Source organism: Hymenobacter gelipurpurascens (assembly GCF_900187375.1).
Lineage (GTDB): Bacteria > Bacteroidota > Bacteroidia > Cytophagales > Hymenobacteraceae > Hymenobacter > Hymenobacter gelipurpurascens.
In genome coordinates this window covers 1,861,963-1,884,919 of the sequence record NZ_FYEW01000001.1, presented here as the reverse complement: position 1 = coordinate 1,884,919, position 22,957 = coordinate 1,861,963, and the positions used below count along the sequence as shown (strand labels likewise).

The 22,957-nt window shown below is 55.9% G+C and carries 17 protein-coding genes; 1 reads left to right on the top strand and 16 read right to left on the bottom strand.

Annotated features, from left to right (window positions below):
* Positions 1 to 66 precede the first annotated feature (66 nt).
* A complete protein-coding gene (locus tag CFT68_RS07965; RefSeq protein WP_088842873.1) occupies positions 67 to 1,452 on the top strand; it encodes a glutamate-1-semialdehyde 2,1-aminomutase in 1,386 nt (461 codons plus the stop codon).
* 168 nt (positions 1,453 to 1,620) lie between these two features.
* Here the strand turns inward: CFT68_RS07965 and CFT68_RS07960 are convergent, their stop codons facing one another.
* The 16 genes from CFT68_RS07960 to CFT68_RS07885 form a co-directional block, all read right to left on the bottom strand.
* On the bottom strand, positions 1,621 to 2,913 hold the full coding sequence (locus tag CFT68_RS07960; RefSeq protein WP_170934736.1) for a UDP-glucose dehydrogenase family protein: 1,293 nt from the start codon (positions 2,911 to 2,913) through the stop codon (positions 1,621 to 1,623).
* A complete protein-coding gene (locus CFT68_RS07955) occupies positions 2,910 to 4,028 on the bottom strand; it encodes an NAD-dependent epimerase/dehydratase family protein (protein ID WP_088842871.1) in 1,119 nt (372 codons plus the stop codon). The genes CFT68_RS07960 and CFT68_RS07955 overlap by 4 nt, the downstream gene beginning before the upstream one ends.
* Positions 4,029 to 4,082: 54 nt before the next feature.
* The gene (locus CFT68_RS07950; RefSeq protein ID WP_088842869.1) at positions 4,083 to 5,396 is read right to left on the bottom strand and encodes an NAD(P)H-dependent oxidoreductase; all 1,314 of its coding nucleotides are present in this window, start codon (positions 5,394 to 5,396) and stop codon (positions 4,083 to 4,085) included.
* A gap of 108 nt (positions 5,397 to 5,504) precedes the next feature.
* On the bottom strand, positions 5,505 to 6,590 hold the full coding sequence (locus CFT68_RS07945) for a glycosyltransferase family 2 protein (protein ID WP_170934735.1): 1,086 nt from the start codon (positions 6,588 to 6,590) through the stop codon (positions 5,505 to 5,507).
* A 59-nt stretch (positions 6,591 to 6,649) separates the two neighbouring features.
* On the bottom strand, positions 6,650 to 7,873 hold the full coding sequence (locus tag CFT68_RS07940; protein WP_170934734.1) for a glycosyltransferase family 61 protein: 1,224 nt from the start codon (positions 7,871 to 7,873) through the stop codon (positions 6,650 to 6,652).
* Between the two features lie 69 nt (positions 7,874 to 7,942).
* Positions 7,943 to 8,902 carry a GDP-L-fucose synthase family protein gene (locus CFT68_RS07935; RefSeq protein ID WP_088842864.1) on the bottom strand — a complete coding sequence of 320 codons (960 nt, stop codon included), beginning with the start codon at positions 8,900 to 8,902 and terminating at the stop codon, positions 7,943 to 7,945.
* A 110-nt stretch (positions 8,903 to 9,012) separates the two neighbouring features.
* The gene (gene gmd, locus CFT68_RS07930; RefSeq protein WP_088842863.1) at positions 9,013 to 10,125 is read right to left on the bottom strand and encodes a GDP-mannose 4,6-dehydratase; all 1,113 of its coding nucleotides are present in this window, start codon (positions 10,123 to 10,125) and stop codon (positions 9,013 to 9,015) included.
* A 271-nt stretch (positions 10,126 to 10,396) separates the two neighbouring features.
* Complete coding sequence (locus CFT68_RS21935) at positions 10,397 to 12,799, bottom strand: hypothetical protein (protein ID WP_088842861.1); 2,403 nt, start codon at positions 12,797 to 12,799, stop codon at positions 10,397 to 10,399.
* Positions 12,800 to 13,535: 736 nt separating this feature from the next.
* Positions 13,536 to 14,756: a hypothetical protein gene (locus tag CFT68_RS07920; protein WP_088842860.1), complete on the bottom strand. Its 1,221-nt coding sequence runs from the start codon at positions 14,754 to 14,756 to the stop codon at positions 13,536 to 13,538.
* Between the two features lie 45 nt (positions 14,757 to 14,801).
* Complete coding sequence (locus CFT68_RS07915) at positions 14,802 to 15,641, bottom strand: glycosyltransferase family 2 protein (RefSeq protein WP_088842858.1); 840 nt, start codon at positions 15,639 to 15,641, stop codon at positions 14,802 to 14,804.
* Positions 15,642 to 15,738: 97 nt separating this feature from the next.
* On the bottom strand, positions 15,739 to 17,046 hold the full coding sequence (locus tag CFT68_RS07910) for a glycosyltransferase family 4 protein (protein ID WP_088842857.1): 1,308 nt from the start codon (positions 17,044 to 17,046) through the stop codon (positions 15,739 to 15,741).
* The gene (locus CFT68_RS07905) at positions 17,043 to 18,050 is read right to left on the bottom strand and encodes a nucleotide-diphospho-sugar transferase (protein ID WP_212590372.1); all 1,008 of its coding nucleotides are present in this window, start codon (positions 18,048 to 18,050) and stop codon (positions 17,043 to 17,045) included. The genes CFT68_RS07910 and CFT68_RS07905 overlap by 4 nt, the downstream gene beginning before the upstream one ends.
* A 41-nt stretch (positions 18,051 to 18,091) precedes the next feature.
* Positions 18,092 to 18,754, bottom strand: a complete 663-nt coding sequence (locus CFT68_RS07900) for an acyltransferase (RefSeq protein WP_088842855.1) — start codon at positions 18,752 to 18,754, stop codon at positions 18,092 to 18,094.
* Between the two features lie 12 nt (positions 18,755 to 18,766).
* Positions 18,767 to 19,918: a glycosyltransferase family 4 protein gene (locus tag CFT68_RS07895; RefSeq protein WP_088842853.1), complete on the bottom strand. Its 1,152-nt coding sequence runs from the start codon at positions 19,916 to 19,918 to the stop codon at positions 18,767 to 18,769.
* 42 nt (positions 19,919 to 19,960) lie between these two features.
* On the bottom strand, positions 19,961 to 21,268 hold the full coding sequence (locus CFT68_RS07890) for an O-antigen ligase family protein (protein ID WP_088842851.1): 1,308 nt from the start codon (positions 21,266 to 21,268) through the stop codon (positions 19,961 to 19,963).
* Between the two features lie 114 nt (positions 21,269 to 21,382).
* Positions 21,383 to 22,939 (bottom strand): lipopolysaccharide biosynthesis protein, encoded by a 1,557-nt coding sequence (locus CFT68_RS07885; protein WP_088842850.1) that lies wholly within the window; start codon positions 22,937 to 22,939, stop codon positions 21,383 to 21,385.
* Positions 22,940 to 22,957 lie beyond the last annotated feature (18 nt).

Here is a 22,957-nt window from a genome sequence, read left to right as displayed (position 1 = left end):
TTTTTAGGGTACCAGCGTGGCCTAGGCCACGCTGGTACCGCTCCCCATTTTCTAACCGCTCCGGCTATGTCTTCCCTCACTAGTCTGCTTGAAAGCGCTGCCCCAGATGTGCAGTCCATAACTACGCCTGAGTCAGCAGCGCCCACAGTAGCGGGCTCACGCGCCCTTGATGCGCGGTTTCATGCGGCAATTCCGGCGGGTTGCCACACGTATGCCAAAGGCGACGACCAGTTTCCGGAGAATATGGCGCCGTATCTGGTGCGGGGCAAAGGTTGCCGCGTGTGGGATGTAGATGGCAACGAGTATATCGAGTACGGAATGGGCCTGCGGGCCGTCACGTTGGGCCATGCGTATGCGCCGGTGTTGCGCGCTGCTCAGCGCGAAATGTGGCGCGGCACTACCAACCTAGGCAGGCCTACGGTGCTGGAACTGAAGGCTGCCGAAGATTTCCTGCACACAACCGGCGCCGGCGACATGGTGAAATTCGCTAAAAATGGCTCCGATGTTACTACCGCCGCCGTAAAGCTGGCCCGCGCCGCTACAGGTCGGCCCCTCGTTGCACTCTGCACCGACCACCCGTTCTTTTCCACTGATGATTGGTTTATCGGGACTACGGCCGTGGGCGCGGGTGTGCCCGAGGCTGTGCGCCGCCTCACGGTGTCGTTTCGGTATAACAATCTGGACAGCGTGCGGCAGCTGTTCACGGAAAACGCCGGAGAGGTAGCCTGCCTGATTCTGGAGGTGGAAAAGGAAGTTGCACCTGAGCCAGGGTTTCTGCAGGGCGTGCGCGACCTATGTACTCAACACGGCACCGTACTTATTTTCGATGAGATAATCGCGGGTCTGCGCTGGCATGTAGGCGGCGCCCAGGCCGTGCATGGCATCCGGCCCGATCTGAGCACCTGGGGCAAGGCGCTGGGCAATGGGTTCAGCATCGCGGCCCTTACCGGGAAGCGGGAACTGATGGAACTGGGTGGCCTACACCACCAGCAGGAGCGCGTTTTCCTGCTTTCTACCACCTACGGAGCCGAAAGCCATGCCCTGGCGGCCATGCGCGAAGTGCTGGCCACCTACCGCCGAGAGCCCGTCATAGAAACCATGCACGAGGCAGGGCAATATCTGCGCAAATTGCTGAACCAGAGTGTGCTGGAGCATGGCTTGCAAAACCAATTTCTGCTGCTCGGTCAGCCCCAATGCCTGGTGTATGGCACCCGAGATGCCGATGGTCAGCCGTCGCAGGCGTTCCGCACGCTGTTTATGCAGGAGACGTTGCGGCGCGGGTTGCTGCTACCGTCCTTTATCATCAGCAACGCACACCGGCCCGCCGAGGTAGAGCAAACCGCCGAGCGCGTGCACGAAGCTTTAGCCGTCTATCGGCGGGCACTGGATGAGGGAGTGGAGAAGTACTTGCACGGTAGGCCTGTGCAGCCCGTTTACCGGACCCGCAACTAACCAGCACCAGCACTTACCTTCAGAGGCCCGGCCTTTTGGCACTTGCTGAAAGTCCGGGCCTTTTTGCGGCCCTTTGGTCGAGAAGCGGTTTAGCGGTATGAGCAAAAGGCCAGTCCTGCTAGTGAGCAGAACTGGCCTAGACTAAGTAAAGCAATAAGACTATTCGGGCTAGGCCACTTCCTCGGCTTTCAAAATGGGAGCTTGAGGTAGTTCCGCCAGGGTATGGCGGAAGTCGAACAGCCGCTTACTGGTAATCAGGTGTTTGTTTTGCCGAAATTCCGGCCACCCGGTCAGGAGCACCAATTCATCGGCCTGTTCTACCAGGTCTTCCAGTGTATTAGTGTACGTGATGGGCAACCCATACTCTTGAGCGAAAATCTCGTTGGCCATCGGGTCGTAGGCCACTATGCGCGAGTAACCTTGCGCCAGCAGCTTTTCAATGATACTCTTGCTAGGACTCAGGCGCACATCATCGGAGCCGCTCTTGAAAGCGAGTCCTAAAATGCCAATGGTACTGCTGGCAGGCACTGCTGCCATAATTTTGCTGACCACAAAATCCTTGATTTCTTCATTGATCTGGAGGTTGCCCGCCAGAATGTGCGGCGTGAAGCCATGCTCCTGCGCAATGCTGACCAAGGCGGCCGTGTCTTTGGGCAGACAATAGCCGCCGTATCCGCAGCCGGGGTATACGTAGCTGGCCATGGCGGCCGGCGCCCCAAACCAGCGCTTGTCTTGATGCAGAATCTTGAATGCGCCTGCCACATCAATGCCGCCAATGTGCTCGGCAATCATGGCCATTTCGTTTGAAAAACTAATCAGGGTGGATAAGAGTGTGTTTGATAGGTATTTAATGAACTCGGCAGAGTTGAAGCTTACATAATGCACCGGCGCATGGAAGGGCTGGTAGATTTCGTTAAGCACCTCTTTCGAGTCTTCATCTTCCACCCCAATTACTATGCGGTCAGGGTGCATGAAATCGTCCCAGGCATAGCCCTCGCGCAGGAACTCGGGATTAGAGGCCAACCCGATGGGCTTATTGTATTGCCGGTTCAGCTCTTCCACATACGGCTTTACCTTGTTGGTCACGGTGGAAGGCGGCACCGTCGATTTGGTCACGATGACTTTGAACTCGCCGGAGCTAGCCTCAAATACATCATGCACTGCCTGGAGCAAATACGTCAGGTCGGCGCTGCCATCGGGGTTGCCAGGTGTGCCTACGCACAGAATAATCACCTTACTGTTGCGGACAGCCTCGACCAGAGGAACATCCAGCCAAAAGTTGTGTCCGAGCTGCTGACGTAGCGCCTCATCTAAATGCGGCTCATAAAAGGGCACCTCATACCCTCGTAGCTTCTCTACGCGCTCCTGGTTTACGTCGATACCGTAGACCTTAAAGCCTTTCTTGCTGAATCCTAACGCCGTGGTTAACCCCACAAAGCCAAGTCCGAGTACGGTAATCATAATGCCTGCTCTTTATTGATGAAGAGAAATTCCAGGTAGCGCCTGATACCTTCTTCTACCCCCATCTGGGGCTCATAGGCCAGTAGCTGACGGGCTTTGCTGATATTGGGACAGCGGCGGTTCGGATTATCAGTAAGGTATTCTTTGTCCTGAGACGTATTGAAGGATATCTTTCCCTGATAGTTGAAGATAGCTTTTCCTTGGGTATTAAAGAACCCTGCAAAATCCCGTACCGAGAGCTCTGGCTTATCCATTCCGATGTTAAAAACATCAAACTGGCCATGGAGCAGCACTTTTAGGTAGCCGGTAATAGCATCGGAGATGTAGCAGAACGTGCGCGTAGGCGTGCCATCCGATAGGATTTCCAGGTCGCGGCCTTCTACCACTGCTTTCGCAAAATCGGCGGGGAGGCGCTTGTCGTGGATGCTCATGCCGGGGCCATAATTGTTGAATGGCCGTGCAATGCCAATAGGCATGTTGTGCTTCTGCGAAAATAGGTAGCACAGCGTTTCGCCAAAGCGCTTCGCTTCATCGTAGCAGGCGCGGGGGCCAATGGTGGCCACGTTGCCCCGGTAGTCTTCGCTGGTTGGAATAAACTCCGGAAATGGGTCGCCGTAGATTTCGCTGCTGGAGAAAAACAAAAACCCGCGCAGCTGCTTATCGGCGTAAAAATCCAGGAGCCGACGTAGGCCAGTTATGTTGGCATCCACCGTCTCAATAGGGTAGATGCGGTAGAATGTAGGTGAGGCAATGGAGGCCATATGAATCACCAGGTTTGCCTCCGCTGCACCCGGAATATCTTCCACCGAGTCGGTAATGACATTGAACTCGTGCAGCTTAATAACCTCCGGATTACTTGCTACTAGGTTATCCAGCCAGTCTTTAGTGCCGGTCAGAAAGTTCTCTAGGCCAATAATGCGCTGAATATTTAGCTCCTCAGCATACTGCGCAAAGAAATGCATGAAGTAGTAGCCCAGAAACCCCCCACAACCCGTTAGCAGAATGGTAGAGTCGCGGAGCTTGTCCTTTTCCTGCTCAGAAAGGTGCTGATAGATAGTTTGCATGTCTTCCCGCAAAATGCGGTTTTCCACCTGAGTGGCAATAGCTTCAATCATGGCTTCAGGGAGTAAAAGTCAGATAGAGGGGAGTATCGAGGAATATAAAGTGGCCTAAGCCAGCACGGTCTTGGGCTGTAGCTCCGGAAAGAATAGGGTTGTTTGCTCGCGGTAGAGGCGTTGCACGAGGTTGTCGGCAGGCAGGTCTACGTCATCAAACGTGAGCACATGGTCGCGCGGTAGGTCGTATTTTACGGTAGCACCTTCGGCTAGGCCTACCGGTAGCAAGTTTTCCTGCCGAGCTACCTGGGCATTTTCGCACTGGCCATACGTGTCGTAGCCACCAAGGCCATCGAGCGTTTGCCCCGCCTTTAAGGGCGTTTTGGCCAACGTAATTACCTCTACCACCGGGCCACCCAAGGGTTCCATGATAATGTCCTGGAAGAGCACCATGCGGGCGATGGAAATCGGGATTTCGGCGTAAATCAGGTGATAGGGAGTATAGAAGCTATACAGAGGGCCCGTGCCCAGCTTGCCGTACTCCAGGTAATGACGCACCTTGGGGTCGTCGGTAGTGGCAAACACAAAAACGCCAGGGCCTGGTTTGGGGCCTACCACATAATCGACAATGCCGCCCAGTCGCTTGAGTTCCTCCACATCGTAGAGGCCCGTCATGTCATCAATGTGGCCATCGTGGGTGTAGCCCAGCATGCCGCGCTTGGCCACACCCATGCCCGTGGCATTGGCTACGCAGGCCTGCTCAATAGATATTTTGGTGCCATCAGCAAAGCAGGTCACCATTTCGGGCGTCAGCTGCCATCGGGCAGCAAAACCAGCCTGCGTAGTAGGGTTGCGGTAGAAATCCTGTAATCCCTTGATATTGCCACAAATGAGTGGCGTGAGGCCTAGCCCTTTCACAAAGCGGTACAGGTTCATGATGACGCCCGGCTGGTCGCCGTCGCAGCCGCTGAGCATTACCCCAGCCTTGTCGGCGTATACCTTCAGTATTGGCCCAATGGTGGCATCTACCTCCGGGTTGAAGAGGAGAACATGCTTCTTGTTCTCGATAGCCTTCATTATAAGGTTGGCGGCGTAATGGATTGTACCTGTGCATTCCACCAGGATATCCAGCCCCTCCAGCTCGCAAAGAAGCTCGGCGTTTTCCGTCACGGCATAGCCCCCCGCCGATACGCAGGCTTGCAAGGTTGCTAGGTCATTACACTCCGAGGCAGTATAGCCGGCGTAGTCGTAGGCCTCATGCGCCTTACTGATCGTTCGATTGGCAATTACGGCTATCTCCATGCCGGGAGTGTAGCGCATCACCTGATTCACCAAGCCTTGAGCCATTTGGCCTGCTCCCCACAATCCTACTCGAATAGGGTTTCCGGCCCGTTCGCGAGCCTGTAACGATTTGTCAAGAATGAACATATGATGCGGGTAATAAGGGAAACGGGAAACCTTTCGTGTAATATCCTAAATATTGTTGTGTTAATTATATAATAATGCAAATAATATTTACTTTTTATTTAGGTAGGGCTATCCTGACTGGCGTTGAGAGTGGTTTGGCAGAAGAGGTGGGACAAAATTGAGACGAGCGCACAACGACAGGCCTAGCCGAACCGGAAGCCAGCGCGCCGGGGTAGGCAGTTGCTTCAGCTCAGGCAGGTTTAGAAGTTGCAGTACTTGCCGGGCCGCCGAGGTATCGCGGCGACATAGGGAGCGATAGGCCCCCGCCAGTACAAACTGGTGAAAAAAGTGAGCCTGTGCCCGCTGCAGCCGGTCTTCGGATAACAGGTTGTGGCCCCGTGCCTTATTGAAGATCTGAAGCAGCAGTTGTACCGTCGTCTGATTGAATACGCCCGTTGTGACGGCACCATCGTGGACCGTATAAGCGCATGTGGTAATGGGCACCCGGTATACGCCTGCCGCCGCGAATACACGGAGCCACAAATCGGTGTCGTCGGTGGTGCTCTGAGAAGGGTCGGGGCCTCCCGTGCTGCGATACACCTCGCGGCTGACAGCCATGGCCGGCACCCGAATGAGCGATGAGTTGGTGAGCAGCGCTTCTACGGCAACGGCGGGCGGCAAATAATTGGTGCGGGAGGGCGTCTGTTTCTGCAGAACCCGCCGCTGCACATCTACTACATCTACGCCAAAAAGCACCGAATGGTACTTTCCTCGCACTTGACGCAACACTGTTAGCATGGCCTCCACGCTGCCGGGTAGCAGGTAGTCATCGTCGTGAAGCATGAGAACATAATGGCCTCGTGCACGCTTCACGCAGGCTACCCAGTTGGTACCGCCACTGCCACCGGGTGGGTTGTGATAATAGGTCCAGCGGGAGGTCGGCTGATCAGCAAGAACACGGCAGGTAGTGTGCTCACTTTCGCTGTTGGCGGTAGAGTTATCGGAAATAATAAGCTCTACTTCCGGCGGTAGAGGCAGTACCGAGTTCAGGGCGCGGGCCAGAAGCTCGGGCCGGTGGTAGGTAGGAATACAAATGCTAAGCAGGGGTTCCTCGTTGGGGGCAGCTGGCGAAGCGGGAGCGGCACGTCGCTCGGGCACCTCCACCCCCGCAGTAGGAGAGCCCGCAAGGGCAGACTGCGTGAAAGCTAGTGGCATATTCATCATCATAGCAGGGAAGTAGAAAAGAAAGATCGTATACCGTAGAGGGGAAAGAGTTAGCGGACAGACTCAGGTTCTAGCACTTGTTCTAAAAGCTGACGCAAGGCCGCAAGGTCCACCGTCAGGTGGTCATTCACGGCATCAGAATACACCGTACTGTCGCGCGTCGATTCGCAAACCAAATGGCGGTATGAGATGCCTAGGCGAGCCGCCAGCATCTGGTATTCCGGCACCACAAAGCTCTTGGGCAATAGCTCAATGATATGAGCATCGGGCTGGCAGAAAATCAGGTTGGTCAGACCTGCTCCCACTGTGGTAACTACTACTTTTGCCTGGGCAAACAGGGCCACTTTTTCAGCTTGTGAGTAGGGGGTGAGTACGTGCGTTTGGAAGCCATATTCTTGCAGCATAGCTTCCACCTCGGGCTCATTGAGAATATGTCGGAAACGAGCATCGCGGCGGCTTACGAAAATATAGGGACTAAAGGACTCGCGGGGTGTTGCCGCTGGCAGCATCGTATCGCGTAGAAACTGCAGAGCCCAGCTGGGGGTGTGCGTAAGCCGGCCACGCACGGTGGAGGTTACTACCAGCCGGCGCGCCTGTAGGTGGCGGTGAGTGCTTAGATCCAGTAGTTTCTCGGGCCCGATGCCCAGGGGGGCCAGCGTGTCGAGCATGAAGCGCCGGGTTTTATCATACACCAGAAAGTATTCGATCTGGTCTAGCAGGCCCGCTTCCCGAATCAGATGCAGGCGCGGAAGCGAGTCAATTAGCCAGTGAAAGAAGTTGCCTTCTCCGGCTCCTCCTCCCGAAAGCAGACTGAACACTGTGCCATCCACTTCCTGAGGCTCCAGGAAATAGCGTTGCCGGAAAATGTTGTTGTCCTCGGGCCGGCACAGGTCGCGGTTGGCAAACTGAAATGAGGCATCGCCTACTAGCTTATTGCCTTTGGTAATAATGGCAATGCTCGTGAAATTATCTGCGTATAGGCGACCGTGGTCGAGTGTTACCACGAATGCCTCCGGCACTTCTTCCTGGCGGTTTGGCTTGGTATGCAGGCCAATAAACTGCGACGTGTGCTCATAGAAGTCGTCGGGCACCGCCAGGGTAGAGGTGTGGGCGGGCACCAAGCCGTAGTAGGCCACCCCGCTACCGGGCTGGGCGGCTAACTCGCGGCTGCTCGGGCACATACCCGTAGGCCGGTACTGCTGGTTATGCGGCACTACTTCGCGCAACATCCTACTCACCTTCCGCCGAGTACGAGCGTAAGGTTCATTCTGCATGAAATGCTGTAAGCGAGTAATATAGTTGCGCATAAGAGGAGAGGGTTGGCGTGAGAAACCAGTGCGTTTTTATGCCACCACCGACAAGGAAGAGGCGGATGTAGCCCGTCGCCAGTCCTCTGACTGCAGCACAGCCTCAATACCTTCGCGTAGGCCTATGGAGTGCTGCCAACCCAGGGCATGCAGACGGCTGACATCGAGAAGTTTGCGGGGTGTGCCATCGGGGTGCGAGAAGTCGAAGACGGTTTCGCCGAGGTAGCCCGTCAGTTCGGTTACCAGTTCAGCCAGTTCCTGAATGCTGATGTCGCGGCCGGTACCAATATTCACGGGAGCTACCTCATTGTAGTGTAGCATCAGGTGCAGGCACGCATCGGCTAGGTCATCCACGTGCAAAAACTCGCGGCGGGGTGTGCCCGTGCCCCACACCACTACGCGCGGGTGGCCTAGGGCCTGCGCTTCAGCAAAACGGCGCAGCAGCGCCGGCAGCACGTGCGAGTTTTGCGGATGATAGTTGTCGCCGGGGCCATACAGGTTGGTGGGCATGGCCGTAATGAAGTTGCAGTCGTACTGTTCGCGGTAAGCCTCGCAGAGTTTTAGGCCCGCGATTTTGGCAATGGCGTAGGGCTCGTTGGTGGGCTCCAGCGGGCCGGTCAGTAGGTAGTCCTCTTTGATAGGCTGCGGCGCCATCTTGGGGTATATGCACGAAGACCCCAGAAACAGCAACTTCTTCACGCCGCGCCGCTGACTTTCCCGCAACACGTTGCTCTGAATCATCAGGTTGTCATACAGGAAGTCGGCACGGTAGGTATTGTTGGCCAGGATGCCGCCTACCTTGGCCGCGGCCAGTAGCACGTACTCCGGATTTTCCAGGGAAAAGAAGTCCTCCACCGCGCCTTGGTCCCGCAGGTCGAGCTCCTGTGAAGAGCGGGTGATGAGGTTGAAGTAACCGGCTTGTTTTAATCGGCGAACCAGAGCCGCGCCTACCATCCCACGATGGCCGGCTACATATATTCGGGCATTAAGTTCCATAAAGTCAAGGGAGTAAGAGTATAAGCGGTAGGCTGACTTTACTAGTATAGTTGTGGAAGGGTAGGCGGGGACAGGTGGCCTAGGCCACCTCCGTCACCAGCGGCACTGGCCTACTCATCATGATACATAATTTGGTGACCTGCTTCCAGCAGCACGGCATCCCGGCGGAACAGGCGCAGGTCTGATTGCACCATGTCCTGCACCAATGCGGGCAGATCGTACTGGGGCTCCCAGCCTAATTCAGTTTTGACGCGGGTAGGGTCGCCGATGAGCAGTTCTACTTCGGTCGGGCGGAAGTAAGCCGGGTCTACGGCCACCACCTCCTGGCCTAGCGGCAGTTGGAAATCGGGGTGGTGGCAGGCTGCCACAAAGCCCCTTTCCTGGGCTCCCTCGCCACTGAAGCTGACCTCAATGCCTAACTCAGCAAATGCCAGGCGCACAAACTCGCGCACCGTGGTCGTGACGCCCGTGGCCACCACGTAGTCGCGGGGCTGCTCTTGCTGGAGCATGCGCCACATAGCCTCCACATAGTCTTTGGCGTGGCCCCAGTCGCGCTTGGCATCCAGGTTGCCCAGATACAGCTTCTCCTGCAGGCCCAGCGCAATGCGAGCCGCCGCCCGCGTAATCTTGCGCGTCACGAAGGTTTCGCCCCGTTGTGGGCTCTCGTGGTTGAACAGGATGCCGTTGCAGGCATACATGCCGTAGGCCTCGCGGTAGTTGACCGTAATCCAGAAGCCGTAGAGCTTAGCCACGGCATAGGGCGAGCGAGGGTAGAAAGGTGTCGTTTCGCGCTGTGGCACTTCTTGCACTAGCCCGTAGAGCTCCGAGGTGCTGGCCTGGTAGATGCGCGTCTTGTGCGTCAGGCCCAGAATGCGCACCGCCTCCAGCAGCCGCAGCGTGCCGATACCATCCACATCGGCCGTGTACTCCGGGGTATCAAACGAGACCTTCACGTGCGACATGGCCCCCAGGTTGTAAATCTCGTCGGGCTGCACCTCCTGCACAATTCGGATCAGGTTCGTGGAGTCCGTCAAATCACCGTAGTGCAACTTAAACCGAATATTCCTCTCGTGCGGATCTTGATACAGATGGTCGATGCGCTCGGTGTTGAACATAGACGAACGGCGCTTGATGCCGTGCACTTCGTAGCCTTTACTGAGAAGCAGTTCGGCCAGATAGGAGCCGTCCTGGCCTGTGATGCCTGTAATGAGAGCACGCTTCATATAACAGAAAGTAGAAGATGAGATAGAACAATCCACGCTAAAGCTCGTTTAGAACTTTAGTGACAAATTATTGCATTATAAATCATATATCAAACCATATTTGTAAAAATATTTATCAATAATATAAGATAAATGAAAGTGGTGTTATGCTACGTATCCGTGGTGGAATGGTTCTGTTTATGTTATCTGCAGAAAAAAAAGCCTGACTCTTGCTAGAGTCAGGCTTTTCGAAAACTAAGTTCTTGCTAGGCCTCTCCCAGCAAGGCTTATGCTAAATAAGGCGTGGCGTCAATACTCGGGCCAGGGCAGATACACGCTGCTCCGTAGCAAAAGGGCGAGTAGTGGTAGCGACTGACGTCTGAGCAGACGTTGACTGGCCTAGCGGCAACTCAACCTTAGCAGCAGCCAAAGCTGACATCTGCAAAGAAGGAGCCGTTGCGGCTACCTGCTGTTGTGGAGCAAGTGCACCCGAAAGGGTTTGGCTGCCAGAAGCTGGTGAAGTCAGGAAAGCAGTGGTCGACTTCTTCCATACTTCCACACCCGAGAGGTTCAGGTCGCCACCGGTGCCGTTCAGCTGGATGGTGCCATTGGTAACCGTTACGGCAATCGGACCTACTTTTTTCCAGGTACCGGCAGTACCCGTGTTGTAGTTAGTGAGGGCAGCTTTGCCGTTTACGGTCAGGCTAACAGTCTGGGCGTAGTTATCTTCCCACACATACGCATACACATCGTAGTCGCCATTCGGTACGGCTGTCATCGTGAAGCTCAGGTTCCGCGAGTACACCATCGAGCGAATCATGGAAGCACGGCTAGCGTCTGTAGCAGTCGTCAGGGTAACGTTTTGCGCGTCCCAGGTAGCACCGTTGGTGGTGTAGTTGGCAGCCGAGCGGCCTTCCCAAGCGTTGCCATCAATAGAGGTAGCAGAGCCGTTCAGGTTGATAGCCCGGTAGAAACCAGCCGTGGTGGTAGGAGTAGTAGGGGCAGGAGCAGGAGCAGGAGCACTGGTAGTACCATCCTGCTTCCAGATCTCAATGCCCGAAAGGTTAGCGTCGCCACCCGTGAGGTTCAGCGTAATGTTGCCGTCCGTTACGTTGGCCGTGAACGGGCCTAAACGGTCCCAGTGGCCAGCGGCGCCGCTGTTGTAGTTGCTCTGTACAATCTTGCCTTCCAGCGCGATGTTGAACGTCTGAGCATAGTTATCCTCCCATACGTAGGTGTACACCTGATACGTGCCATTGCTCACACTCACGTTGGCCGTCAGATTCGAACCATACTTCATGGAGCGAATCATAGTAGCACGGGCTGCGTCGGTAGCGGGGTTCAGGGCTGTGCTCTGAGCTTCCCAGGTAGAACCGTTGATCGAAACACCGGTAGCATTGCCGGCTTCCCAGGCTTTGCCATCAATTGTTTGAGCGCTGCCATTTACGTTAATAGCACGTACGAAAGTAGCGCCGGTGGGTGCTGGAGCGGGCGCTGGTGCTGGCGTTGGTGCCGGAGCAGGCGCTGGTGCTGGTGCTGGTGCTGGTGCGACAGGGATAGAACCGTTCGGACCTACGGCTACACCATTCTGCTGCAGCTTCTGCTGCCACAGAGTCCACTCGTTGGCCTCCGTCTGGAGCGTGATGGGGTTCGGCAGGTGCGTAGTACCGGTGCAGGTAGCACACGCGCCAACGCTCAGGTCATGACGATCAGGGAATGGAACATTATATCCCCATTTTACAAATCCGATGGTGTTGTTCTCCGTGCGGTTATTGTAAAATACGTTGCTTGGCATCTGATACTGGTTCAGGCTCGAAGTAGCTGCGTAGGTAGAGTTAAGGCGGACCCCATCTTTGCGCAGGCCACTGGTGACCATGCGGTTGTGGTGGAAGTAGATGTCGTGGCCGGCGGCAATGTTCATGGCTGCGTTGCAGGTGCTCACGAACTGGTTGTTGTAGGCCTCCAAGAAGGCCACGGTGGACTGCGCCGTCGAGCCGTCGCCGTCGGTGGTCATGCCCGAGCCAGAGAACTCGCTGGATGTGGAGGGGAAGGGGTAGGCGCCCTGCACGTAGTTGTCGTGCACCTTGGCCCAACTCTGGGCCGTGCCGCTGGAGTTGTAGAAGTTGATGTTGTCGAAGACGGTGCTCTGGTCGGGCTCGTTGATGACCTGGTTGAAGCTGATGTCGATGCCGGCCAGGTTGCGCACGGAGTTGAGCAGCACGAAAGCGGCGCCCTGGCGGGGGTAGCTGCCGTCGCGGCGGCGCGCATCCAGGTTCTTGACCGAGTTGTAGCGCACCGTCATCGTCTGCTGCGCCGACCCGTCTCCACCCCAACGGTAGAAGATAAAGCCACTCATGCTTTCAAAGTAGTTGCGCTCAGCCGTAACGCGTCGGGCATCAACGGTACGAAAGAAGTGGCCACGCTCTAGGCCAGTCTGCGAAGGCGTGAGGCCATACGCACTAACGTTGCGCACAATCACATCGGCCTGCCCATTAATAGCATGGATGATGTCGCCGGCACCCGCCAGCGTGCAGTTTTCCAGAATGACGGGCTGCGTGGTCTGGATGCGGATTACGGGCGTATTGGAGTCGTCGCTTCGGAAATTGCCCGAATACGTGCCGCCTTGCGTGATAACAAGCGGGGCCTTATAGGTTACATTAGGAGCCTGCGCGAAAGACAGCGCAGGAAGGCTCATTAGGAAAGCAAATATCCAAGCCCAAGAAGGGCGCACAGAACCGGAAAACTCTTCCCGGCGGGTAGCTAAACCCATAAAACCAACAGCATTTTGCATTCCGAAGTGTTTTGGTGAAAGGTGTGTTGAGGTAAATGGTGTGGCAGCTAGATAGTAAATTCAATTTATCAGATTTTTGATTATTGAATTCCTTCTATTGTGCCTGAGTGTGGTTTTGCCTTATCTGTTGGAAAAACACCGGCCAGTACTACAGAGGAGATGGCACAAAGTAGTGGCAAGGCTAAGTGTCAGCAACAGCAGAAAGCTTGTCGTAGAAAAGAAAAAAGGTCTTCCTGAGGGTAAGTAAGTGGTTAATCTTCCGCACGCTTCCAACTTCTTGCTATAGCAGCGCCACTCTGCTGCTACCTACACCCCGTGTCTGAGTAGAGACCAACCATAAAACTGTTGGGTGCTTACTACTTCTTAAGAAACGGTAACTCAAGTTATAACTTGAAATTGTTATAATGCTTGAGGCTTGGTTCGTTACAAATGTATAAAAAACATTTTTTAAAAAGCAGCACACCAAAATTATATAAATAGGATTTTTTTAATCAAAAGTATTTTGATGCAACAAATTATAGGCCTAGCACGTCATCAGCGACGATTTACCGTTGAGCTACGGGCATAAAAAAAGCTTTCCGCTGAAGGAAAGCCTAGAAAATTTGTAAGTGTCTTACTGAATGATGGTTCAAGCGGGGGCTTATTCATAACCTGCCTTTACAGTGGCCCGAGTGAGTGGCCCTACCTGCACTCCTTGCTTACTGAGCTTCTGCTGCCACAAGGTCCATTCGTTCTGTTCGGTGGCCAGCGTTATAGGATTCGGAAGATGATTATTCCCTGTTTTGGGCATACGGTTCAGGCCCGTTGTTACGTCCTGGTCCTGCCGGTTTTTGTATGGGAAAGATACCCCGATCCGAACGTAGCCAATGGTATTGTCAAGCATGCGGTGACGCACAAATACCGTTAGGGTATCCTTCTTATAGCTGTTAAAAATAGAAGCCGCCGCGAAGGTAGAATTGAGGCGGACCCCATCTTTGCGCAGGCCACTGGTGACCATGCGGTTGTGGTGGAAGTAGATGTCGTGGCCGGCGGCAATGTTCATGGCTGCGTTGCAGGTGCTCACGAACTGGTTGTTGTAGGCCTCCAAGAAGGCCACGGTGGACTGCGCCGTCGAGCCGTCGCCGTCGGTGGTCATGCCCGAGCCAGAGAACTCGCTGGATGTGGAGGGGAAGGGGTAGGCGCCCTGCACGTAGTTGTCGTGCACCTTGGCCCAACTCTGGGCCGTGCCGCTGGAGTTGTAGAAGTTGATGTTGTCGAAGACGGTGCTCTGGTCGGGCTCGTTGATGACCTGGTTGAAGCTGATGTCGATGCCGGCCAGGTTGCGCACGGAGTTGAGCAGCACGAAAGCGGCGCCCTGGCGGGGGTAGCTGCCGTCGCGGCGGCGCGCATCCAGGTTCTTGACCGAGTTGTAGCGCACCGTCATCGTCTGCTGCGCCGACCCGTCTCCGCCCCAACGGTACACTATAAGCCCATTAAGATGCTCGATATAGTTGTGTTCGACAGTAAGCCTGCGTGCTTCAGCAACGCGCAGAAAGGTCCCTCGGTCCTTTTTATCCTCTGAAGGCGTCAGACCGTAGGCCGTGCAATTGCGCACAATCAGGTCGGCTTGCCCATTTGCCGCCTGAATGATGTCGCCTGCGCCCGTTAGCGTGCAGTTTTCCAGAATGACGAGCTGCGTGGTTTCAATGAGTACCACGGGCTTGCCCGATTCTGTCGAACGGAAGTTACCCGTGTACGTCCCGCCTTTCGTGATGACAAGAATGGCCCGTTCATCCAAAATTTTGTACCAGATACCGGAAAGGATGCCGGCTATCAGTAAAAAGCCCAGCCCAATGGGCAAAGCACGAAGATGGGTTTTCATAGGGTACAGGAAATCAGGCCACGGCAGAGAGAGCTCTCAATGGTCTCAGTGCAGAAAATACCCTACCAGACGGCGGGCGTAGCCATTGAGCAGGAAATAGGGCAAGTAGGGCTTAGGACAGTTTTTAAGGCTGAAATGCGTGAAATTGCGCAGATTGCCTCCGCCCCGGATGCCAAAAAGGTGCTGGTAGTATCCTTTGAGGCTGCGGTGTCGGCGGGTTATTTCCTGCCCGCTTTCATCGGGGTAGGTGCTGAGGTGAGCGTCGTAGTTGCAGTACACCGGGAAACCGTGCCGACGTGCTACGCTGGTATAGTCATAATCGGCGAGGTAGTGGGGGAGGCGCTTTTCATCAAACAGCCCAATGGTATCGAGCACGCGGCGCGGAATCAGGAGCCCACGGCCTGGTAAGTACGTAACGGGGTGTAGGCCATGCCGCTTTTCCGTTGGCAGGGTTTCCAGCAGGTCGCGGCGGGTATTGGTGCGCCAGTCCAGCGTTTCGCCACCGTATATGGGTGTGCTAGTGGCAACATCCAGCTCCAGGGCACCCAGCACGGCATCTGGTAAGCGCTCGGCCCATATCAGCATCTGCGCTACAAAGTCGGGGGCGGCTATCACGTCATTGTTGAGGGTCATGACGCGTGTGGCGCCCAGCTCCATGGCACGCCGAATGCCGGCATTCACTCCGGCTGTCCAGAACAGGTTGCCGTCGCCTTCCACGATGATGACATCCGGAAACTCTTCGCGAAGCTTAGCGCCCGTACCATCGGTGGAGCCATCATCTACTACCACCACCCGAAAGCCCTGCACCGTCTGACGGCGCAGGGAAAGCAGGCACTCCCGCGTAAAAGCCCACCGATTGAAAACAGGAATGACGAGATACAGCATAGATAGAAAAAGCTGAGTGTTGCTAGGCCACCCTCCCTAGTTCGGCACTGGGCGGAGCGGCTAGCTGATGGTAATACTGGCCTAGATGGAAAATAACTTATCGGGGTATCGCCTCCAGGGGCAGATCGGCTTCCATTGTGCTGGAAGCGGGAGCGGCCACACTCGGTACTGGCCTAGGGCGCACTAAACCAAGCGCCAGGGTCTGCAGGCGTTTGGCTTTGGCCCCCCAGGTTTGGGTACGTGCAAAGGCATAGCCAGCCCGACCCATGGCCTCGCGCTCCGTGGGGTGATGGTAGAAATACTCGACGGCACGGGCCAGGGCTGCTGCGGTGGCGGCCGGCGTGGTAACCGGTACTTTCAGCCCGGCAGAATCCGGAATGAAGTCGTGGGCTCCTTGGTGGTCGAGGGTGATGATGGGTAGGCCACTCGCCATAGCTTCCAGAAACTGTGAGGCAAAGGAGTCGCGTAGGCTTCCGAACATAAAGGCATCGTGCTCAAGCAGAGCTTCGCGCACCTGCGGCCACGGTTGCTGCCCACGCCACGTTACGTGCTGCTCTAGGCCATACTCCGTGAGCCAGCCCGGCAACAGCACCTCCTGCTCGCCAAAGCCGATAATGGTCAGATGAAACGGAACTTGCTTGTTTACCTGGCCTAGCGCCTCCAGCACCAGTTGCAGCGCTTTGCGCGGGAAAAACCGGCCAACCCACAACAGGCGCAGAGTTGGCTGTGGCTGCCGCACATGATAATCCTGAAGAAAAAAATCCTCGGGCAAGCCCGAATCCAAGAAAAGCTCCACACGGCGGGCACCCATGCGTTGGGCCAGGTTGGCCGTTTCGGAGTTGGTGGCTAATACCACGGAGGCGTGGCGCAACGTCTGGCGCACGTTGGGGTCGAGGTGCATGAGAAGCCAGCCCACCGCATTGCGCATAGTTTCGGCCTTAAACCAGTTGGGCAGGTATTGCTTGAAGGCTTTGGGCGCACGCTGGCCGCCCCCTACAGGCCCAAAAATCAGGGGTTTGCCTAGTCGCCACATCCAGGAGCCCATCTGCAGGCTGCCAAAAGTAGCGTGGTGTACCCAGTCGAAGTTTACCTGCGCATCAAGGCGGCGCGCCACTCGCCAAGCTAGAAACTGCCACACCAGGTAGTGCAGGTACACCCCAAACTGCCACCGGTACAGAAATTCCACCCAATTGGGCACTCTCACATAAGTGAACTGCAGTCGGCCATTCGGTATTTCAGCGGAATGTTGGGTCAGGTATTCCTTGATATCGGCTTCGCCAGCAGGGTTGGTAAGGCACCACACACGGTGGCCCTGCTGAGCAGTTTGCCAGGTCCAGTGAAAGCCGAAGCCATCTTCACCCCCATAAGAGGGGTTACAGGCGTAAGCTGATAGCAAAACGTTCATACCAATTGTGTTTGAGGCGAAACAGACGCTGTAGGAACCGGAGGTGGTGCCGGGGCTGGCGCCGATGCGGTACGTGGGCGACTCAGCATTTTGCGGGCCTTAATGGCAACGCGACTAAGCAAAAACTCCCGAAAATGCTGTCGGTCGCGGCGCTTATCCTGCAACACCTGCGCTGGGTGCTGCAGCGGGAAAGCCAGGTCGGAGGCAGGCTGGTTGGCTTGCTGGTCTTGTGCATCGAGGGTGTGCGTGCCCAGCTCTCCAAAGCCGATATTTCCTACCAGATTCACGGCTGGCACTATGCACAGCCCCGAGTGAGCCAGCACCGCGAAGTGCCATTGATAGTCCCACACATCGGGCGGCTGGGGCAGGTGCCGTACCTCTTGTATCTTGCTGAGGCGGTAGCGGGTTTCGAGCCATGAGCTGTACTTTCCCTCCAGATAGCCTTGATCGTGGAGGTTCTGAAAGCGCGTCAGATGAAAGTCGTAGAGCTGCCAGGCGCGGCGCCAGGTAGCCCATCCCCAGCTGTTTACCTGAGTGGAGAAAAAGTACGAGTCAGAGCCTGCCCGCTGAGAGTAGCAGGCTTCGCGGCTGAAATTGTTGCCGCCAATGTGCATTACGCGGGTGTCGGAACGGTAGCGGGCCAGCAGCTCTTCACAGAAGGTAAAGAAGGAAGGAGAAGGTACACAGTCATCTTCCAGAATAATGCCCTCTTCTTCAGCCCGAAAAAACCAATCGATAGCTGTAGCCGGACCTAGGCCACAGTTGAGGTTGGTAGACCGAAACAGCGTAAATACTTCGCAAGGCCAGTCAATTTCTCCCACAATAGAGCGTGCTTCGGCACACAGTGCCACATCGGTGGGGTGAGTGGGGCGGGGACCGTCGGCGGCGATGTACAGCCTCTTCGGCCGGGCCTGGCGCACCGCCGCAAACACCCGACGAGTGGTGTCCGGACGATTGAACAGCAGCAACAATACGGGCGTGATCAGGTGGGTAGAGTCAAGCATAATTGGATCGGGAATGCAGATAAGGAATTGCTAGGCCACTCTCAAGACGCCGACGATAAAACCGCAACCTGCGCGGCTACTGCTGCAGTATCCGCTTCAGGACCGGAAGGGCCCACCGGCAGACGCTTCACAAACCGGGCAGGGTTACCGGCCCAGATTTCATTGGCCGGAACATCATGCGAGACTACGCTTCCTGCGCCAATAACGGAGTTTCGACCGATGTGTACGCCTTTGAGAATCAAGCTATTCATACCGATGAATACGTTGTCTTCAATGAGGACCGGCCGGGTTCGGATATTGGCGTCGCTGAAGCGGCGGTTTTCAGCAAGAAGCGGGTGGAAATCGGTATCCGTAATAAATGTGTTGGCCCCTAGCATAACATCATTCCCAATGATGACTTCCGTTTGCACGCAAATGCCACCACCGCTAATACCCACATTGTCGCCGATGCTCAGTCGCGCCGAGTCATTGAGCAGACGAATCAGAACGGGGTGGCTGATGCCGGGCTCACTGAAGTAGGAATCGGAAATTAGCCACACCCCCTGGCCTACACGCACGTTCTTCCAGTTCGGTACCTGCAGGAGCGGAATCCCGAAAATCTTGATGGAAGTGCCCAGCCGACCCGCGTACAACCAGTTGAACACCGCGTTCTGCAGTAGATACGTGACTTTCCGTAGGCCGGAAAAGCGGAAGAGAGGGTTCATAGCGTGGGGTGGTTATTGGATCACGTGGTAGATATCGAGGGCGCGTTGTAGGATAGTAGCAGGGTCGTGGCGAGTGCGAGCCACCACCTGGGCCTGCGCTGCCAACCGGCGACTCAGGTCGGGGGCGTGGTGCAGGCGTAGCACTTGGTCGGCCAGCTGCTGGGGGCGTAAGGAAGAAAGCAACCCCGTGTGGCCATCATCAATCAGCGAATCTACCCCGCCAACCTGCGAGGCTACTACCGGCAGCCCCGCTACCTGCGCTTCGCACACACTATTGGGGCTGTTATCAATGTAGGAAGGATGGAGCAGGCACAACGATTGCGCGAATACGTCTCGCAACTGCTGAGCCGTTTGGAAGCCCCTGCACTCAATATCTTGGTGCTGAATATGGTGTAGGCCTGCCTGTCGCACGTAGCGGAATACCTGCTCAGCATCCTGCTCGCCTACCACTACCAACTTGGCCGGTATCTGGCGGCATACTGCATCAAAGGCTTGCAGGGTTTCGTGAAAGCCTTTCATGATTTGGGTGCCACCCATAAACAGAATCTGAGGGCGCCCCTCTGGAACAGAATCTTCTGTGACCGGCGCAAAGAATTCTGGCCGTATCATCTCCCAATTGTGGTGAATGCGGCTGCCGGGGCTGAGCTTCGCCACTTGTGCTTTGTCCCAGTTTGTACGGCACGAGAACTCATGGATGCCCGGCACATATTTACGCTCGTAGTAGCTGGCCAGCGTCCAGAAAACCCGCCGCAACGACAGGGTTTCGGGCAGCACCCGCAGACACTCTGAGATGATACCCTGCACGGATAAAAGTACAGGCCGGTCTAGGCCTGCCACGGCGGCTTGGTACTGCAGCTCGGAGCCATGCACATGAATAACATCGTACTCCCGGTGGTAGCGGCGCAGGTAGTCGGCGGTTAGAGCAATGCGCTGGCGATACAGGGAAAGCAGGTCCTGGCGGGTGGTAGGCGTCTTCAGATATACGAAGTGAATGCCGTCCTGCTCGTACTCCTCTACTGGCTGAGTCAGGGCTGGCTCCCAGTTTAATACCGTCAGGTCAAACCCCGGCTGTCGGCTGAGAGCACGGGCCAGCGTGGTAAGCCAGGGGGCCGGGTGGCCGGCATAACTCCGGTGCGGAAAAGGGGCAAGCCATAGGACTTTCATATGGAAGAGAGCAAACTGCTAGGGAGAGAACTGGGGCGCGCGTTAGGCCTCCTGGGCTGAGAAGTGAGCGGGTAGGGGGGCAGGAGGCCAGGCCGCAGAGCCCGGCAGAGACGGAGCAGGCACCGGAACGGGAGGCATGACAGGAACGGGCTCCGCCAAAGCCGCCAGCATGAATCCTAAGAAGGCATAGTGATAGAAAGACCAGTCGTAGGAGTACGCGTAAACCAGAAACGTGCTGCCAAAAGAGATGAGAGCCACCATTTCGGGCGTCAGTGGGGTGGGCTGACGTAGGCGCCTGTACACCAGAATGATAGGGATAGTCAAGGTCAGCAACACGCCCACGATGCCGAGGTAAAACATCCTGTCGAGGTAAAAGCTGTGGAAATGGTGGCCCGTGAAATCTTCCCACATCGGCAGGTTGCTGCTGGGGTCATAGAATTGAACAGGTAGCTCAAACCCTTCCAGCCGCCAGCCCATCAGGGGGCGCTCTTCTACGAAAGGCGTATAGGCCTCTCGCTGCAGCCGGCGCCATTCGCCGGTTCCTTGCTTGTTGGGGTTGCGAATATCTTCGATGCTTTCATCAATCCGGCGCATTACGGCGGGGTTATCGAGAACGGTGGCTAGGCCACCCAGGGAAATGGCGAGCAGCGGAATTGTAACCAATAAGCTGAGGCGCCGCCAGGAAAGTACGGCAGTAGGCACGCGCCGCAGCAGCAACAGGTTTACGGGCAAGGCCACGGCAGTACAAGCCCAAATGGTGCGGTGCTGAAGGAAAAACACCATGGCCATACTCAGAAAAAAGACCCCCATACTAATAAATGATGGCCGCTGCAGATACCAGTTCAGGCTAAGTAGTACTAGTAGCAGGAACAAGTGAGCAGAAGGCGTCATAAATCCGCGCTTGTTGTCGGCGAAGGCGCTCCAACTCAAAGAATCGGGGTGGTACAGCAGCAGGTTGCCCATTAATACCAGCAGCACAACGGCCGCCAGCACCCGCAGATGGGGCATTCCGAAACGCCTGTGAAGCAGGTAGACGCCAGGAGGCATGAGCAACACCAGCAGCTTCATAAACACGTGCGGGTAGATAAACCAGTGGCCCTGCATCTGGTAGGCCTCTAGCATCAACAACCCGATGTAGGCCAGCGTCAGGCCCATCCACCACCGAAGCAGGACCGGGAGATGACGGTAGTATAGGAGGCAAACCACCGAACTGATGGCAACAAGCACATAATTCAGCTGGTAAAGCAGTGGGTCATCCTCATTAGTTGTATAGTACTCCCAGAATGCCTGATCCGTGAAAAAGATGATCAGCATCACGAGGATGACCAAGAAGCGAAGCCGGATTTTCATTGCGAACAGTAGAACAGTAAAGGAGCAGGCCGATGATAGAGCGTCAGATGTCAATGAGACCCATCTGGAGTGGCCTAGGCCACTACCTGTTCAGGTAGCATAATAGATGAGCAGCTACGCCGCAGCGGGCTGTGGTTCCGTCTGCTCCAGAAAAACAAAATACCTATCCAGCAGCATGCGTATCCGCTGCGGAACCAGGCGCTGCTGATACACGGCGTGCAGTGCTCGCAGAAGCCACGGCCGCAACTCTGGTGAGGGCCAGCGAAACAGCAGAATACCCAGCGACACGGCTCCCATAACCATCTGAAGCAGGAGTGCTACCAAGCCCGGAAGCGCCAGGGGACGTATTATTTCAGATACCAGCAACAGAGTAAGGCCTACACCCAATGCGCCCCGAAGCCCTGGCCCATATACTCCCAGCAACTGCCGAAAGGAAAGCTGCAGATCTTGGTGAGTGAGCCGCATGTAGAGGCCCGCTCTGGCTATTTCTCCTAGGCCTATGGCGGCGGCAATACCCAGTAGGCCAAAGCGGTACAGCCCCAGGAACAAGAGTACCAGCAAGGTGATGTACTGGAGGTTGAGTGCCATCTTTTGCCTTAGGTTGGCCCGGGCATCGGCTACAATTCCTGCAAACAACGTGGTCATGATCAGGGGAATGGCCAACGACAAGACCTGCAGCACCGGTACTGCCTCGGTCCAGCGGGGGCCAAGCAATACCCGCACTATTTCGGGCGCGGCAATGGCTACTCCTGCACACAAAGGCAAAATCAGCGACGCCACCAGCGTGGTGCACGTGAGATACACGGCGCCCAGTCGGCGAGGGTCTTCCTGCAGCTGACTGAATGCCGGAAACGCCACTTTTCCAACGCTGAAGGAGAGAAAATACGCCGGCAAATACAGCAGCATGTACGCCCGATTGTAAATGCCCAACGGCGCCGAGCCGAGCAAGCGTCCAATCAGCAGGGTGTCCATGTTGGTATTCAGGAACTCCAGGAAACTGATAACGGACACCTGACCGCCATAGCTCAGCAGAGGCGCGTAATGCTCCCACCCCAGCAAAAACTTTACGGAGTGCCGCACGGTGGCATATGCAAACACCGTGACCAGAAACTGCTGGGCCAAGCTGGCCGCAATCAGGCTCCATACACCGGCGCCAGCCCAGGCTAGGCCTATGCCCAAGCCCCCGTAGGCCAGTACATACGCGGCAATATCAATTTTTGCCAGCGTATCAAACTGCAACTCCCGGCGCAATAGGCTGCTGGCCGTCATGCCCGCCGCATTCACCACAAAGCCCAAGGAAAGAGCTCGTACCAATGGCACAACTCCCTCATTTTTGAGGAAAAAAACAGCCAGCGGAGCTAGCAGCCACATGATGCCGGCTACAGCTATTCCGAGCACCATGGATGCCGTGAAAACAGCCCGGATAGTATAGGGAGTAAGTTGGGGCCGTTGCACCAGCGCATGCCCCAGGCCCATCTCTGCAAAGTACCCGCCAAACCGTAGCACTACCCCCGCCATAGCCACCAGTCCGAATGCGGCAGGATCCAGCAAACGGGCCATCACGGCCGTATAGCCAATCTGCATAACAGCAGTAGCTATCGTGGCCAGCGTAGTCCATTGCATACCGCGCAAGGTGGCTGAAGTCAGGGACGCTTTTGGAGTAGAGGCCATGAGGGAGCAGGAACGTAG